The 14,745-nt window shown below is 71.0% G+C and carries 18 protein-coding genes; 10 read left to right on the top strand and 8 right to left on the bottom strand.

Features of this window, described 5'->3' with window-relative positions:
- Positions 1-16: 16 nt before the first annotated feature.
- Positions 17-1,690 carry a phospho-sugar mutase gene (locus AB0K10_RS00315; protein ID WP_363678410.1) on the top strand — a complete coding sequence of 558 codons (1,674 nt, stop codon included), beginning with the start codon at positions 17-19 and terminating at the stop codon, positions 1,688-1,690.
- Positions 1,691-1,700: 10 nt separating this feature from the next.
- Here AB0K10_RS00315 and AB0K10_RS00310 read toward each other — a convergent pair whose 3' ends face one another.
- On the bottom strand, positions 1,701-2,378 hold the full coding sequence (locus AB0K10_RS00310) for a GPP34 family phosphoprotein (RefSeq protein WP_363678408.1): 678 nt from the start codon (positions 2,376-2,378) through the stop codon (positions 1,701-1,703).
- Between the two features lie 73 nt (positions 2,379-2,451).
- The gene (gene upp, locus AB0K10_RS00305) at positions 2,452-3,084 is read right to left on the bottom strand and encodes a uracil phosphoribosyltransferase (protein WP_363678406.1); all 633 of its coding nucleotides are present in this window, start codon (positions 3,082-3,084) and stop codon (positions 2,452-2,454) included.
- 123 nt (positions 3,085-3,207) lie between these two features.
- Here upp and deoC point away from each other — a divergent pair, with 123 nt between their 5' ends.
- The 7 genes from deoC (at position 3,208) to AB0K10_RS00270 (ending at position 8,497) form a co-directional block, all read left to right on the top strand.
- The gene (gene deoC / locus AB0K10_RS00300; protein WP_363678405.1) at positions 3,208-4,167 is read left to right on the top strand and encodes a deoxyribose-phosphate aldolase; all 960 of its coding nucleotides are present in this window, start codon (positions 3,208-3,210) and stop codon (positions 4,165-4,167) included.
- 252 nt (positions 4,168-4,419) lie between these two features.
- Entirely contained in the window at positions 4,420-4,896 is a 477-nt protein-coding gene (locus AB0K10_RS00295; protein ID WP_363678403.1) for a hypothetical protein, read from the top strand.
- Positions 4,893-5,174, top strand: a complete 282-nt coding sequence (locus AB0K10_RS00290; RefSeq protein WP_363678401.1) for a hypothetical protein — start codon at positions 4,893-4,895, stop codon at positions 5,172-5,174. The genes AB0K10_RS00295 and AB0K10_RS00290 overlap by 4 nt, the downstream gene beginning before the upstream one ends.
- The gene (locus AB0K10_RS00285; protein WP_363678399.1) at positions 5,171-5,362 is read left to right on the top strand and encodes a hypothetical protein; all 192 of its coding nucleotides are present in this window, start codon (positions 5,171-5,173) and stop codon (positions 5,360-5,362) included. The genes AB0K10_RS00290 and AB0K10_RS00285 overlap by 4 nt, the downstream gene beginning before the upstream one ends.
- Positions 5,359-6,411: a DUF2637 domain-containing protein gene (locus tag AB0K10_RS00280; protein WP_363678397.1), complete on the top strand. Its 1,053-nt coding sequence runs from the start codon at positions 5,359-5,361 to the stop codon at positions 6,409-6,411. Before AB0K10_RS00285 ends, AB0K10_RS00280 begins: the two co-directional genes overlap by 4 nt.
- A gap of 102 nt (positions 6,412-6,513) precedes the next feature.
- The gene (locus AB0K10_RS00275; protein WP_363678395.1) at positions 6,514-6,681 is read left to right on the top strand and encodes a hypothetical protein; all 168 of its coding nucleotides are present in this window, start codon (positions 6,514-6,516) and stop codon (positions 6,679-6,681) included.
- A 73-nt stretch (positions 6,682-6,754) separates the two neighbouring features.
- Positions 6,755-8,497 (top strand): DUF87 domain-containing protein, encoded by a 1,743-nt coding sequence (locus AB0K10_RS00270; RefSeq protein ID WP_363678393.1) that lies wholly within the window; start codon positions 6,755-6,757, stop codon positions 8,495-8,497.
- A 341-nt stretch (positions 8,498-8,838) separates the two neighbouring features.
- Here AB0K10_RS00270 and AB0K10_RS00265 read toward each other — a convergent pair whose 3' ends face one another.
- The 6 genes from AB0K10_RS00265 to AB0K10_RS00240 all read right to left on the bottom strand — a co-directional run bounded on the left by AB0K10_RS00265 (position 8,839) and on the right by AB0K10_RS00240 (position 13,015).
- Entirely contained in the window at positions 8,839-9,198 is a 360-nt protein-coding gene (locus AB0K10_RS00265) for a hypothetical protein (RefSeq protein WP_363678391.1), read from the bottom strand.
- Positions 9,198-10,658 carry a phage major capsid protein gene (locus AB0K10_RS00260; RefSeq protein WP_363678389.1) on the bottom strand — a complete coding sequence of 487 codons (1,461 nt, stop codon included), beginning with the start codon at positions 10,656-10,658 and terminating at the stop codon, positions 9,198-9,200. The genes AB0K10_RS00265 and AB0K10_RS00260 overlap by 1 nt, the downstream gene beginning before the upstream one ends.
- Positions 10,659-10,915: 257 nt before the next feature.
- Positions 10,916-11,221 (bottom strand): hypothetical protein, encoded by a 306-nt coding sequence (locus AB0K10_RS00255; protein WP_363678387.1) that lies wholly within the window; start codon positions 11,219-11,221, stop codon positions 10,916-10,918.
- The gene (locus AB0K10_RS00250) at positions 11,218-12,492 is read right to left on the bottom strand and encodes an AAA family ATPase (RefSeq protein ID WP_363678385.1); all 1,275 of its coding nucleotides are present in this window, start codon (positions 12,490-12,492) and stop codon (positions 11,218-11,220) included. Before AB0K10_RS00250 ends, AB0K10_RS00255 begins: the two co-directional genes overlap by 4 nt.
- Complete coding sequence (locus AB0K10_RS00245; protein ID WP_363678383.1) at positions 12,489-12,827, bottom strand: hypothetical protein; 339 nt, start codon at positions 12,825-12,827, stop codon at positions 12,489-12,491. Before AB0K10_RS00245 ends, AB0K10_RS00250 begins: the two co-directional genes overlap by 4 nt.
- On the bottom strand, positions 12,824-13,015 hold the full coding sequence (locus tag AB0K10_RS00240; RefSeq protein ID WP_363678381.1) for a helix-turn-helix domain-containing protein: 192 nt from the start codon (positions 13,013-13,015) through the stop codon (positions 12,824-12,826). Before AB0K10_RS00240 ends, AB0K10_RS00245 begins: the two co-directional genes overlap by 4 nt.
- Positions 13,016-13,105: 90 nt before the next feature.
- Between AB0K10_RS00240 and AB0K10_RS00235 the strand changes: the two genes are divergently transcribed.
- Positions 13,106-13,558: a helix-turn-helix domain-containing protein gene (locus AB0K10_RS00235; RefSeq protein ID WP_363678379.1), complete on the top strand. Its 453-nt coding sequence runs from the start codon at positions 13,106-13,108 to the stop codon at positions 13,556-13,558.
- Positions 13,545-14,699: a site-specific integrase gene (locus AB0K10_RS00230; RefSeq protein ID WP_363678377.1), complete on the top strand. Its 1,155-nt coding sequence runs from the start codon at positions 13,545-13,547 to the stop codon at positions 14,697-14,699. The genes AB0K10_RS00235 and AB0K10_RS00230 overlap by 14 nt, the downstream gene beginning before the upstream one ends.
- Positions 14,700-14,745: the final 46 nt, after the last annotated feature.

Here is a 14,745-nt window from a genome sequence, read left to right as displayed (position 1 = left end):
CGTGCTATCAAGGGGCATGGCGGCGGACACCACTGACATCGACGACATTCGCGAGCTAGCCCGACGTTGGCTGGCCGACGACCCCGACCCCGCCAGCCGGGCCGAGCTGACGGCGGTGCTCGACCGGCTGCCGGCGAGCGCTCCGGAGCTGGCCGACCGGTTCGCCGGTCCGCTGACCTTCGGCACCGCGGGCCTGCGCGGCCCGCTGCGCGCCGGCCCGAACGGCATGAACCTCGCCGTGGTCACCCAGGCCGCCGCCGGGCTGGTCGGCTGGCTCGCCGCCCAGGGCGGCACCGGCCCCCTGGTGATCGGGTACGACGCCCGGCACGGCTCCCGCCAGTTCGCCGAGCGCACCGCCCAGGTGGCCACCGGCGCCGGCCGGCCGGCGCTGCTGCTGCCCCGCCCACTGCCCACCCCGGTGCTCGCGTACGCGGTGCGCCAGCTCGGCGCGGTGGCCGGTGTCATGGTCACGGCAAGCCACAACCCTCCCCAGGACAACGGCTACAAGGTCTACCTCGGCGCGGAGCTTGGCGGTGAGCTGGGCGCCGGGGCGCAGATCGTGCCGCCGGCCGACGCCGGTATCGAGGCCGCGATCCGGGCGGTCGGTCCGCTGACCCAGGTGCCGCTGGGCCGGCCCGGCGAGGTGCTCGGCGACGACCTCGTGGCGTCGTACGTCGAGCGGGCCACCGCGGTGATCGCGCCGGACGGGCCGCGGGACCTGTCGGTGGCGTACACCCCGCTGCACGGTGTGGGCGCGGCGGTGCTCACGGCGGCGTTCGCCCGGGCTGGTTTCCCGATCCCTGGCGTGGTGCCCGAGCAGGCCGAGCCGGACCCGGCGTTCCCCACCGTGTCGTTCCCCAACCCGGAGGAGCCGGGGGCGGTGGACCGGCTGATCGCGCTGGCCGACGCCACCGGCGCGGACCTCGCCATCGCCAACGATCCGGACGCGGACCGGTGCGCCGTTGTCGTCCGGGAGGGCGAAGACGGGCGGGGCTGGCGGATGCTGCGCGGCGACGAGGTGGGCGTGCTGCTCGCCGACCACCTGATGCGGCGCGGGGTGACCGGGCTCTACGCCACCACCATCGTGTCGTCGTCGCTGCTGCGGGCGATGTGCGCGGCCCGAGGCCTGCCCTACGACGAGACGCTTACCGGGTTCAAGTGGATCGTGCGGGCCGGCGGCGGAAGCGCGCCGCTGGTCTTCGGCTACGAGGAGGCGCTCGGCTACTGCGTCGCCCCGGAGCACGTCCGGGACAAGGACGGCATCACCGCCGCGCTGACAGTGGCCGAGTTGGCGGCCGGTCTGAAGGCGCAGGGTCGCACGCTCACCGACCGGCTGGACGAGCTGGCCGCCGAGTTCGGCGTGCACCACACCGACCAGCTCTCCGTCCGGGTCGACGACCTGCGGGAGATCGCCGACGCGATGGCCCGGATCCGGGCGGCCACCCCGACCACGCTGCTGGGGCAGTCCGTCGACAGTGCCCGGGACCTGCTGCCCGAGGCGGACGTGGTCATCCTTCGTACCGCGACGGCCCGGGTGGTGATCCGCCCCTCCGGGACCGAGCCGAAGCTCAAGGCGTACCTCGAGGTGGTGGAGCCGGTCGTGGACGATGGCGTCGCGGCCGCCCGCACCCGGGCCGGCGCTGCAATCGCGCAGTTGCGCGGTGAGATCGCCGCCGCCCTCGGGGTCTAGAGCCCCAGGGTCAGCGGCGCGGGCCGAGGGCCTGGTCGACGGCGATGCCCAGGGCGGCGACGACCAGGCCCACCGAGGGACGGACCACCGAGTCGTCGGTGCTCACCTCGCCGGAGAATCCCGCGCCGGTGGCGATCTCCTGGAGCCGGCGGCGGGCGTCGGCGGCTTCCTGACCGCTGATGCCCAGCGCGGACTCCATCCGCAGCACCACGACCAGGGTGGCCAGCGCGGCGGTCCGCTCGTCCGGGGCCGCCGCGCCGGTCAGCGCCTCGGTCAGCCGCTGCCGGGTGTCCGCCTCGACGGAGGCGTCCACCACCGGGTACCGGTGCACGTGGATGAAGCCCAACTCGGTCTCGTCGACGTCCTGCACGACACCCTGGCTGCACAGGTCGCCGAGGATCCGGTCGCGCAGGCCGTGCCGCAGGCGCTGCACCCAGGAGGCCGGCGTGTGCGGCGTGTCGGCGGCGATCCGGCCCAGCACCTCGTCGGTCACCGGCTCGCCGGTGGGCGTCGGGTCGACGACGGCAAGGTTCCCGTTGTCGTACGCGATCCGGCCGGCCAGAGCCAGCTCGACGAGCACCGCGGCCGCCATGCCCAGGTCCAGGCTGATCCGCGGCATGGTGGCCTTGCCGGTCGAGTCGTCGTAGGCGAGGAGCAGCAACTCCTCGGCGAGCGCAACACCAGTCATGGCCCGAGACGGTAGCGGGTCCACGCGTCACGCGCGCGGACCCGCCGTCACCCGGCACCTACCGGGTGGACGATCAGAATCGAGGCATGCCGCCGAACTGGCGGTCACCGGCGTCGCCGAGCCCGGGGACGATGAACATGCTGTCGTTGAGCCCCTCGTCGATCGAGGCCGTGACCAGGCGCAACGGCAGACCCGAACGCCTCAGCCGCTCGATGCCGACCGGCGCGGCGAGCACGCAGAGCACAGTGATGTCGGTGCAGCCGCGGTCGGCCAGCAATCGGCAGGAGTGCTCCAGGGAGCCGCCGGTGGCCAGCATCGGGTCGAGCACCAGCACCGGCAGCCCGGCCAGGTCGCGGGGCAGCGACTCCATGTAGGCGCGCGGCTCGTAGGTCTCCTCGTCGCGGGCCAGGCCCACGAAGCCCATCGAGGACTCGGGCAGCAGGCCCAGCGCGGCGTCCGCCATGCCCAGCCCGGCCCGCAGCACGGGCACCAGCAGCGGCGGGTTGGCCAGCCGGGTGCCCTCGGCGCTGGTGACAGGCGTCTGCACCTCGTACCGCTCGACGGGGAAGGAGCGCGCCGCCTCGTACACCAGCATGGTGGTCAGTTCGTGCAGCGCCGCCCGAAACGTCGAGGAATCGGTGCGCGCGTCCCGCATGGCGGTCAAGCGGGACTGGGCCAGCGGGTGGTCAATGACGTGTACGTCCACGATCGCTCAACCTACCGGTCCGTTCGGCCCGCCGGTGCGGGTGCGGTCGGACCGGCGACGTCGCTCACGCCGAGGCTCCCGTGACCAAGATCACTCGGCCGTCCGGTGCGTAGACTTCTCGCCATGACGGCGACAACGACGTCGGCCCGGTCGGACCTCTCCGAGCTGGGACGATCCGAGACCGCTCTGCGGACCTTCCTGCACGGCTTGCCCGGCGTGGACCAGGTCGGCGCGGAGCAGCGGGCGGCACAGCTCGGCACCCGCTCCATCAAGACCACCGCCAAGGCGCAGGCCATCGACCTGGCGATCCGGATGGTCGACCTGACCACCCTGGAGGGGGCGGACACCCCCGGCAAGGTGCGCGCGCTGGCCGCGAAGGCGCTGCGCCCGGACCCGGCCGACCCGTCCTGCCCGCACGTCGGCGCGGTCTGCGTCTACCCCGCCATGGTCCCGTACGTGGCCGAGGTGCTGCGCGGAAGCGCGGTGCACCTGGCCAGCGTGGCGACCGCGTTCCCGTCGGGTCAGGCACCGCTGGAGATCAAGCTCGCCGACACCCGGGCCGCCGTGGCGGCCGGCGCCGACGAGATCGACATGGTGATCAACCGGGGCGCGTTCCTGGCCGGGCGGTACAGGGAGGTCTACGACGAGATCGTGGCCACCAAGGAAGCCTGCGGTGACGCCCACCTCAAGGTCATCTTGGAGACCGGCGAGCTGGCCACGTACGACAACGTCCGTCGTGCCTCCTGGCTGGCCATGCTGGCCGGCGGCGACTTCATCAAGACGTCCACCGGCAAGGTTCCCGTGGCGGCGACGCTGCCGGTGACCCTGGTGATGCTGGAGGCGGTTCGTGACTTCCGCGAAGCGACCGGACGGCAGGTGGGCGTGAAGCCCGCCGGTGGCATCAAGACCACCAAGGACGCCATCAAGTACCTGGTGATGGTCAACGAGACCGTCGGCGCGGACTGGCTCGACCCGGACTGGTTCCGCTTCGGCGCGTCCAGCCTGCTCAACGACCTGCTGATGCAGCGCACCAAGCTGACGACCGGCGTCTACGCCGGTCCCGACTACTTCACCCTGGACTGATAGGGCATCCGCCCCGACCTGCGAACACATCTCCGATACCTGCCCTGAGCTGCCACAACAGCCCGTATTAACCCCGGTCTCTACGGGTTGATGCGGGCTGTTGTGCGCCCCGGATGTGCCCCAGATTGCTCTGAGTGGTTGTGCTGAGTGCCCCACACAGTTATTGTGTGATGAACGCACAACACAAGACGGGCCGGGCAGGAGCGCCAACTCCTGTGGTCCCGGCCCTTGATCGGGATGGAGCCCCGACCCATGAGCATCATCGCATCCGCACCTGTTCCCCCGTCGCAGCATCTCGGTGACGCCGACACCACCGACCTGGCGCTGATCCAGGCCGCGATCCGCGTCAACCCCGACGCCGTCCGCCAGCTGGCTACCGCGATCCACCGGGACTGCCCGCCGTGGTGCGCGATCGAGACGCACACCGAGAACGAGGCGAAGATCGACGGCTTCCTCATCGGCGAGCAGCACGAGCGGATCCTCACCGAGCTGACCGGGGGCAACCCCTGCTGGACGAACGAGAGCGCCACCGCCACCGTGATGGTCGAGTCGACCACCGAGGGCGGGCAGGTCGTCACCGCGCCGCGTGTGGTCCTGTCGGTCGCCGAGGGCGCCGAGGGTCAGTACCCGGGTGGCGAGGGTGTGCAGGGCTGGACGGGAACGCCCGCTCAGGCTCGCGCCCTGGCCGCGCAGCTGCTGGCCGCCGCCGACCTGGTCGACGCCCGATGAACGCCCCCAGCGTGCACCCGAAGTGGTGCGTGCCGACGCTGTGCGTGGATGGCCTTCACCGCGGCGAGGCCGTGCAGATCCACGCGGGTGGCCTGTTCGCCGAACTGCGGCAGGGCCCCGACCCGCGCTACCCGGTGTTCGTCGCCCTGGAGTTCTGGGAGGACGAAGAGGCCGACGCGCCCGCCGAACTGATCCTGCTCAGGGCCGACACCGACGCCCCGCTGCTGTCGGACGTCCTGACCCGCCTTACTGCCCTCGCTGGAGGTGACCAGTCGTGAAGTACGTCCTGCTGATCCTGGTCGGTGGCACCGGCACCCCGCTGGCCGTGCTCGCCGTCGCCCGTGCGCTCGTCGAGCGCAGCAACCCCGCCGTCGCCCGCGAGGCCCGCATCGTCGGTCACCTCCAGGTCGCCAACGCCGAGGCCCGCCGCGCGGCCACCCAGCGTACGAAGGAGTCCGTCCGATGACCGCCCCCGCCAGCGCGCACCCGCGCACCATCGACGACCTGTACCCGGGTGCGCTCGCGCTCGCCGACCAGCTCGGCGAGGTGCCGTCGCGGAACCGGCTGATGAAGGAATTCAAGATCGGTGTCCCGAAGGCGACCGAGCTGCGCGACCTGCTGATCGCGGAGAAGGCCCGGGAGATCGTCACCCGCGACGTCGCCGAGGAGACCGAGCGGTTGGCCGGCATCACCGACCCGACGGAGATGCTGAAGGCCGCGCTCGACTTGGCGGACCGGCGCGGGTTCGTCCCGACCGTCTCCGTGCTGGCGCAGATGTTCAACATTGACGAACAGCGGGCCAACGCCATGGCAGGCCTTGTACGTATGGCCCGGAGCCGTGCGGGACGGCCTGTCGACCCACCGATGGACTACGCCGAGCCGATCGGACCGAAGCCGGCGAGCAGCGACGAGGAGATGCGGAAGGCGGTCGAGGCGGGTCAGGGCCGGGTGGACGGACACCCGGGTCAGGCTGAGCCCGACGAGCCGGACCAGCCGCGCCGCCGGTTGTTCCGCCGCCGGAAGGTGGTCGAGCAGCCGCCGCAGGTCCGGGTGGACGGACACCCGGGCACACCGGCACCCGCCGTGGTGGTCCCGGCCGACGCCGAGGAGCGCAAGTCGCTGGTCCGCATCCGCTGGGGCGTGCGACTGGTGCTCGCGCTCGGCGTGGCCGCGAGCATCGCCGGGAACGTGCTGCACGCCCGTGACGAGTTCATCAGTCAGGTCATCTCGGCGTGGTCGCCGCTGGCGCTGCTGCTGACGATCGAGCTGATCTCGCGGGTGCCGGTGCACTCCCGCCGGCTGGCCGTGGGCCGCTGGGCGGCGACCGCGCTCATCGCCGGTATCGCCGCGTGGGTGTCGTACTGGCACATGGCCGCGGTCGCCTCCCGGTACGGGGAGACGAACGGCTCGCAGTACCTGCTCCCGCTGTCCGTCGACGGCCTGGTGGTCGTCGCCTCGATCTGCCTCGTCGAGCTGGGCGGACGGATCGCCACCGCCAACCGCAAGGAGAAGTGACCCGTGGCCAGCTGCGCACACCCCGTCTTCCACTACGCCTACATCGACGGCAAGAAGTACATGGTCTGCACCCACTGCGGCCAGATGTGGGAGGTCTGACCGATGCCGAAGCGCGACACGAAGCTGAACGCCAAGCTGGCCGACGCGATGGCCAGGGACAGCCGCACTGACCGGAAGAAGTTCACGCCCCTGGCCCCGAAGACCCAGGCCGCGATCCAGAAGGCCAAGGGAGAGGGCCGGCTCCGAGAGGGCTGGCTCGACGAGAACTGACGAGCGCGGGGCCCGGCCCAACCTTCCCAAGCCCGGCCGGGCCCCGCTTCCCCACCAAGGAGGAAAGATCAGCATGGCAGATGACATCGAGCGCCTGGTCCGCCGGCTACACCGCCGGCGGATCGCCTGGCGTGTGACGTACCGATTCCTCGCCGGTCGGCCACTGACCGGCCGCGATGGCTACCCGTGGCGCACCCGGGGCGCCGGCCGCCTCGCCGGGTGGCAGCGGCAGGCGATCCGGCTCGGTACGCCGGCCGCCGCCGGGGTGGCCGTGGCCATGCCCGAGCAGACCCTCACCGGGGCGTCCGTCGTGGCCGTCGCCGCGGCGTGGCAGGGCCGGCAGCGACTCGTGCGGCGCCGGTTCCACCGCGAGTACATCGCGCCGACCCTCGCCGCGATCATCCCGCCGCTCGGGTTGCAGACCGGCGTGCAGTTGCACGTCGACCCGTCGCTCGGCAACCTCACGCCCCGGCTGGCGAAGCCGCTGTCGCCGGCCGAGGAAGCCGTCAGGCTGTTCTACGGCGAGCGGATCGAGCCGGTGCTCCGGTGGCTGCCCGAGCACCTGCAGCGCGGCCTGTGGGCCGTACAGCGGCACGCGCGGCCGGTCACGTCCCGGCTGGAGGTGTTCCGCCGCCCCGGTGAGGAGCTGGGGCCGCGCATCGAAGTCCTGATCGACTCCCCGTACCTGACGAAGGAACAGAGGCAGCTCGTGTCGTCCATCATCGGCAGCAAGATCCCCGTCTCCGACCTCGTCGAGTCGTGGCACCAGATCGGCCCGAAGGTCCGCGCCCGCTGGACCGTGCGCAAGCGGCCACCGGCGAAGGTCGGGCACGACCAGGTGCTCAAGCACTTCCCGAAGCTGCCCGACTGGGAGTTCTACATCGGGCAGGGCGCCGGAGACGTGCCCGTCGTCATCTCGCTGCGGGAGGACTCGCCGCACATCGCCGTCAGCGCCGGATCGGGCGCCGGGAAGTCGGTGCTGGCCGAGCTGATCGCCGTGCAGGTGCTCGCCCGGGGTGGCCGGGTGACCATCCTTGACCGCAAGGGCTCGCACCGGTGGGCGCTCGGGCAGCGCGGCGTGGACTACTGCACGCGGCCCGAGCAGATGCACGACGCGATCCTGCGCAAAGCCGCGCTGGCAGACGAGCGGAACACGCTCGCGCTGCACGAAGAGGAGGACTGGGATCCGGGGCCGCGCGACCTCGTGATCTGCGAGGAGCTCAATGCCACGATCGGGCAGTTGGCGAACTACTGGATCGAGGTTCGGGAGAAGGGCGAGCCGAAGCGGTCGCCGGCCATCGCCGCATTGGCCGATCTGCTGTTCATGGGCCGCTCGGCGAAGGTCAACGTGCTGGCGATCGCGCAGATGCTCACGGCGCGGGCGATCGGCGGCCCGGAAGCGCGGGAGAACTTCGGGATTCGCTGCCTGGCCCGGTACACGTCGAACAACTGGAAGATGCTCGTGCCTGAGGCGTCCATGCCGCGGGCATCACGGACGCTGGGCCGGTGGCAGGTCGTCATCGGTGGACAGGCCACAGAGGTTCAGGTGGCCTACCTGACGACCGCACAGGCACGCGCCCTCGCCACGTCCCCGGCAGACCCTGATAACGGCCTGAGCAGGAATGTCCCCGGGGACGGGGACATGATGACCTTGCGGGACGCCATCGACGCCGGTGTCCTCCCGTGGTCGTACGAGGCGGCGAAGAAGCGGATGCAGCGACGCGTCGGCTCGGTGCCTCAACCGCGAGGCAGCAGGGGCAACGCCGACCTGTACGCCCGGACCGACCTCACCGAGTGGGCCAGCGGCAAGCCGTAACGGCGTTACGCGTGACGCTGTGACATGTCACAGCCGTGACACCCTCTCTGACCTGCGTTTACGCCTGTCACAGGGGGTGTCACGGCGTTACGGGGGAAAACGTGATGCGAATTCCCCTTCTCCCCCAGATCGCGGGGGGGTATTCGGGAGACAGGTACGTGGGGTCCCCCTGAAGGGCTGTGAACTTCCGACCGGCCCTCCCCCGCACACGCAGAGCAGCCCGGACCGCGCATGGTCCGGGCTGCTCTGGTTGCTGGTGGCGCAGGTCGGTCTGTGGGCCACGGATAGCCCTCGCGTCCTTCGTTGCACATGCCCTGTGCTGACGTTGACGCCACCAACGATCAGGCGATGGTCGGTGTCCTCGGCTTGCTGGCCTTGGTGACCGGACCCTTGTAGCTGCCGGGCTGGCGCGGGAAGTCGGCCAGCTCGGCGGGCACCTGCTCACCCGCACGGATCAGCGTGTAGGTGCCCTTGGTGTCGAGGTCCCGGTCGAGGTCGGGTCGCATGATCTGCGTGTCCTCGTCGACCGTCTCCAGCTCTTCGGGCTCGCTGGCGTTGACCGGCGTGTGGTCGGGTGTGCCGTCGATGCCCTGGGCCAGGCGGACGGCGTCGGGCCGTCCCTTCTCGAGCGCGGCGACGAATTGGCAGTCCTCGCAGGAGGCGGCCAGGCGGTCGTGCTTGCAGTACATGGTGTCTCCCATCAGAGGATGCCGGTCGTGACGGCGAACGCGGAGGTACGGGCGACGGCGAAGTCACCGCGCCACCAGCACACGAACCCGATCTGCCCGTTCTCGGCGTACCGCTCGGTGAGCGGCGTGATCTGGAGTTCGGTGCGGACGCCGAAGAGCAGCTGCGACCAGTCCCCGGCGAAGATGTCGGAGGTGGTGGTGCCGGACGTGCCGACGACCAGGTTGTTCGGGATCTGCTGCGTCTCGTACCGGGCGATGCCGTCGAGGTAGTCGGGCATGCGCAGCGGCTGGTTGGTGGTGTCCTTGAGCAGCGCGAGGTTCTTCGAGGTCCGGCCGCTGTAGATGATCGCGTTGGGTTCCTCGTTGGCGGCCCGCACGGTGTAGACGGCGTTGACCAGCGGGTCCCAGTTGGCCAGGGCCTGCCCGTTGGTGGCGATCGGCGTGACGGTCACACCGGAGGTGGCCTTGACGCCCAGGGGCTGCGGCGCCACGCCGGTGCCGTAGAGGCCGGCGGCGTCGATGGTGAGGCCGAACTGCGCGGCGAACGCCTGCCGCAGCGCGGAGTCGACGCTGGCGGGCTCGGCGTCCTCGACGAGTTCCCGGGAGACGACCACCAGCGACATGAGCGTCTTGGCCTGGAGGCGCACCCGGGCGAGGGTGGCGTCGGTGGCGGTCACCGCGGCGTTCTCGGTGTGCCACGTCGCGCTCGGGTCGCCGGCCCACTTCGCGAGGTCGACGGTCGCGTTCGCCATCGGGACGACGGTGGCGCCGGCCTGGAGGACGCGGGCCTTGTTGCGGGCCATGTCGATGAGCTGCGTCGACAGGATGGTCGGCACCAGGTAGCCGCCACCGGCGAGGTTGCCCTCGCTCATGGCGTTGCGGACCTGCTTGCTGCCCCGTCCGGTGACCATGGCGCCGATGTACTCGCCGAAGCTCAGCCCGCCGTCGTCCAGGTGCTCGGGGTGGACGTGGCCGTTGGCCTGCGCCCAGGCGGCCATGCTGTCGCCCTTGCCCAGTACGGCCTTGTTGCGCAGCTGCCCGCCGCCGTTGGTGGCCGGCACGACGCCGGTCCGGTCGACGGCGTTGAGTTCGGGGTAGTCGCGGGCCATGGTGCCGCGCAGCACCTCCAGCCGGTTGACCTGCTCGGCGTGGCCCTCCAGGTCGCGCTTCTCGCTGGCCAGGAACTCCCGGCCCTCGACCTCGGCGCGCTCGACGATGTCCCGGCCGGCGTTGAGGTGCTTGTTGTAGGCGGCGTTGACGTTGTCGGCCCACTGGCCGACGTTGGTGCCGGGCGGCTGCTCGCGCAGCTCACCGGCGGTGGGGATGCCCTTGAACGGCATGTGCGTGCTCCTTGGGTTCGCGTTCACGAGGAACGGGGCAGGAGCCGGGCCACCGGCCAGCCGATCGGACGGCATCTGGTCCATCAGCGCGGTGAGGATGCGGTCGAGCTGCGGGCGGTGTGATGTGGCCACGGGAAGGCTCCTGATGACGAGAGAGGGTCAGGCCGTTGGGCGGTGCGGTGCACTCACGCTCTTCGGCGTCTGGCCGTCGTCCGGATCGTCGGCGGTGCCTTCCCGGTCGACCGCAGCGGCGGGGCCTGCTGCGTGCCGTTCTGCTGGTGAGCGTAGCGGATCTCTGCGACCGCGTCCTGTACCGCGCCGCGTGCGGGGCCTACTCCTACCCCTCGGCGGGGTGAGTTCGGCGCTCTGCGTGGCTCTCAGCGGGCCGGTCACTGCGGCGGCACCCGGTACGGGTCTTCGGTGACGCGCACCGGGCCGCCGGTGCTCTTTGCTATGTCGAGCACCGCGTCGTTGACTTCGCGGGTGAAGTCCCGATCGGACTGCCCGGGAGCGCGGGTGAAGATGAGCGCCGACGTCATGCCGGCCCGCTTGAGCCGGGCGTACATGGGGCAGGTGTCGTCGTGCTTCACGCCGACCCGGCCGCCCCGGCGGTCGACGATGACCTCGCTGTGACAGTCCGGGCAGCGGTGCGCCTTGCGCAGCTCGCGCACCTCGGCGCCGGTGAGCTTCCTCATGAGCAGTCTCCTTGGCACTTGCCGCTGCCGAGCCAGACCGGCCCGCCGCAGCGGTCGCATCGGGTGGGGTCGCCCGAAGGGAGCACCGAAGGGAGCGAAGGGAGCAGGGTGCTGGACTGTGCGCTCTTCGCTCCCTTCGTGCTCCCTTCGGTGCGCTCTTCGTCGTCGAAGCGCCACATCCAGCCGGCGTCGAAGCCGCCCTTTTCGGCCTTCACGCCGGCCCGCTTCTTGGCGCGCTTGAGGGTGTCGCGGGTGAAGCCGGCCTTCTCGCCGGCCTTGTAGACCGTCAGTGCGTCGGCCTCGCCGCCGTTGTCGAGCAGGTAGCCGCGCAGCCATGCTGCGGCGTCGTTGCGGTCGGCCCGGTCGTCGGCGGACTCGTGGGACGCGGCCAGCAGATCGGTAGCGGTGTAGCCCACCGGGCCGTCGTGCCACTCGACCCGGGCGCAGCCGTGGTCGGGGCTGTCGACCAGGCGATACGCGAGGCTCTGCGGGATGGCCGTGATGTTGGCCTTGGTGCACGCCACGATCACCCGGTGCTCGTCCTCCGGATCGCGGGCGAAGGTGAACCCGAGCCGGGCGGCGCCGATGATGCCGATGGACCCGCCGCCCCGATAGAGCGCGTTGTTGCCGCCGCCCTTGGTGTTGTGGCGGATCAGCTTGATGGCGGCGCCGGTTTCCTCGGCCATCTTCGCCAGCGGCGCGAGCGCGCGGCGCACGTCCTGGTCCCGGTGGCTGTTCACGTCGCCACCCAGGTACGCCATGAGCGGATCGATGATGACCAGCGCCGCGCCGACCTGCTCGACGGCGGCACGGATGCGGCCGATGTCGCCCGGCAGGGCCGGCATCCGCTCGTACAGCTCGCCGGCCTCTTCGTCCCAGCTCGTGATGCCGGTCAGTGCGACGACCCGGTCGAGGTCGGCGCCGGCCGCCTCCAGGCGGGGCCGGATGGTGTCGCCGAGCCCGTCCTCAGCGGAGAGCAGCACGACGCCGGCAGGGGTGCAGCCGGGCTGGCCGTCGGGCCAGGGCTTGCCGGCCGTGATGCGCGCGGCCAGGTCGGCGGTTGCGGTGCTCTTCCCGAGGCCAGGGTCGCCGTCGATGACGTGGAGTTTCCCGCGAGCGATGTAGCCCGGCCAGAGCCAGTCGATGTGCTCGCGCTTCACGTCCGACAGCCGGACCAGCTTGACCCGCGATTTCGGCTGCTCGCCGGTCGCTGAGGCGTACGCCGCGTAGAGGTCTGGCTCGGTGTCGGGGTTGTACGGGTTGTCGGTCACGCTGCTACCCCTGCCGGCTCGGTGATGATCTGGCCGGGGCCGAGGCGCACCCCGCCGCCGCCGGGCACCGCCACGGGCGGCCAGTCGGGGTCGTCGAACTTCAGCCCCGGCGGCGGGTTGCTGCCGGACATCGAGGCGACGCGCTCGGCGACGCGCTGCTCGTAGGTCTTGCGGGCGAGGGGCTTCCAGGTGGCTTCCGTCTCGCACATCTCTGCGCGCTCGTACACCCGGCCAGCGGTGAACGCGTACTTGATGGCACGTTCCAGCTCGGCAACCCGGCGAGCGGCGCAGCCACCCGGCGGGCACCATCCGGCAGTCGGCTCGATGGCGCTCACGCGACCTTCGCCCCCGCCTGCTCGTCGAGCCACTTCTCGACGTCGGCCCAGCGGTAGCGCACGTGCTTCCCGGTCCGGGAGAACTTCGGGCCTCGGCCGTTCCGGCGCCAGTCCTCCACCGTCCGAACGGGCAGACGGAGGAACGCTGCCACCTCGTCAGTCGTGGCCAGTGCGCGACGGTCACTCATCGCTGTTGCTCCTAACGCGCAGTTTTTGCGTACGAACGGCAGCATGACACGTAGGTTCCTGCGTGTCCAGCGCACTGCTACTGTGTTGCCATGACACAGAACCCGCCTCAGACCCCGCATCGCGTGATCGCCGAGCGGATGAAAGACCTGCGGAAGAAGCGAGGATGGTCGGCCGCCCACCTGGCCAAGGAGATGAAGGAGGTCGGCATCGCCTGGGATCGCTCGGTCGTGGCCAACCTGGAACTCGGCCGACGGGCAACCGTCACGGTCGAGGAGCTGTTCGCGCTGGCCTACGTGCTGAGCGTCGCCCCCGTGCACCTGATGGTGCCGCCGGTCGACGACGACACCGACGCGCGGATCACCGTCGTGCAGGGGTGGGACGTGCCGCCCGGTACCGCCCGGGACTGGATCCGAGGTGAGATGCCGTTCGGTACGGCCGACCATCGGCGGTTCTTCTCGGAGGTGCCACCAGACGAGGCGCGGGAGCCGTACTCGGCGCCGGTGGCCGGCGGGCTGGTGGGCGGCCCCGATGGCGAGCGTTAAGAGGCGTACCGACGGACGGCCGAAGCCATGGCTGGTCCGCTGGCGCGACGAGGCCGGGGCGGACCGCAAGAAGTCGTTCGCCCGGAAGGCGGACGCCGATCGGTTCCGGGCCGAGGTCGAGCACTCGCTGAACGACGGCAGCTACATCGACCCGAAGGCCGGCAAGGTCACGTTCCAGGCGTACGCCGAGGACTGGCGGGCCGCGCAGCGGCACCGCCCCAACACGGCGGCCCGGAAGAAGTCCCTGCTGTTCAAGCACGTCTACCCGGCCATCGGCGGCCGACAGTTGGCCGCGATCCGGCACAGCACCATGCAGGCGTTCGTCACCGGCCTGTCCCCCGCACTGTCGCCCAGCTCGATTGAGACGGTGTTCCGCACCGTCCGGGCGATCTACTCGGCAGCGGTGCGGGACAGGCTGGTCAAGTTCGACCCGTGCGCGGACATCACGCTCCCCGAGCTGCCTCACGTCAAGGTCGTGCCGCTCACCACCGACGAAGTCTCGGCCCTGGCGGCAGCGGTCAAGCCGCGGTACCGAGCCCTGGTCGAGTTCGACGCCGGGACGGGCCTGCGACAGGGCGAGGTGTTCGGGGTGGAGGTCGACGACATCGACCGCACGGAGAAGACGCTCACGGTCGAGCGGCAGTTGCAGCCGGCCGCCGGCGGCGGTGTGGTCGTGTGCCCGTTGAAGAACCGGCACAGCTACCGAACGGTGCCGCTCGGGAAGGCCATGTTCGAGGTGCTCGACGCGCACCTGGCGGCGCACCCGCCTGTGCCGGTCGACGTGCTCGACATCACCGGAGCCAAGCCAGTGACACGGTCAGCTCGGTTCGTGTTCCTCGACGACGCCGGTCGGCCGCTTAACCGGAACACCTTCAACGAATCGGTGTGGCGGCCAGCGCGGGATCAGGCCGGGCTGCCTGAGGCGACCCAGCATGACCTGCGGCACTTCTTCGCGTCGCTGCTGATCAGGGCGGGGCTGAATCCGAAGGTCGTCGCCGAGCGGCTGGGCCACCGAGACGCGACCCTGACTCTGAACACGTACAGTCACCTTTGGCCGGACGACGATGACCGGTCAAGGCAGGCGATCGATGACGTCTTCGGACGCGATGTGCCCCACATGCGCCCCAAGGAGTCGAAGTGATCTACACCGACGCAGGTAGATCCCGTTGTGATCTCTGCCCTACCTA

The sequence above is a fragment of the Micromonospora sp. NPDC049274 genome (assembly GCF_040678875.1).
In the GTDB taxonomy this organism is placed as follows: Bacteria; Actinomycetota; Actinomycetes; order Mycobacteriales; family Micromonosporaceae; genus Micromonospora.
The sequence above is the reverse complement of the archived record's forward strand: the minus strand, read 5'-3'. Positions and strand labels throughout refer to the sequence as shown.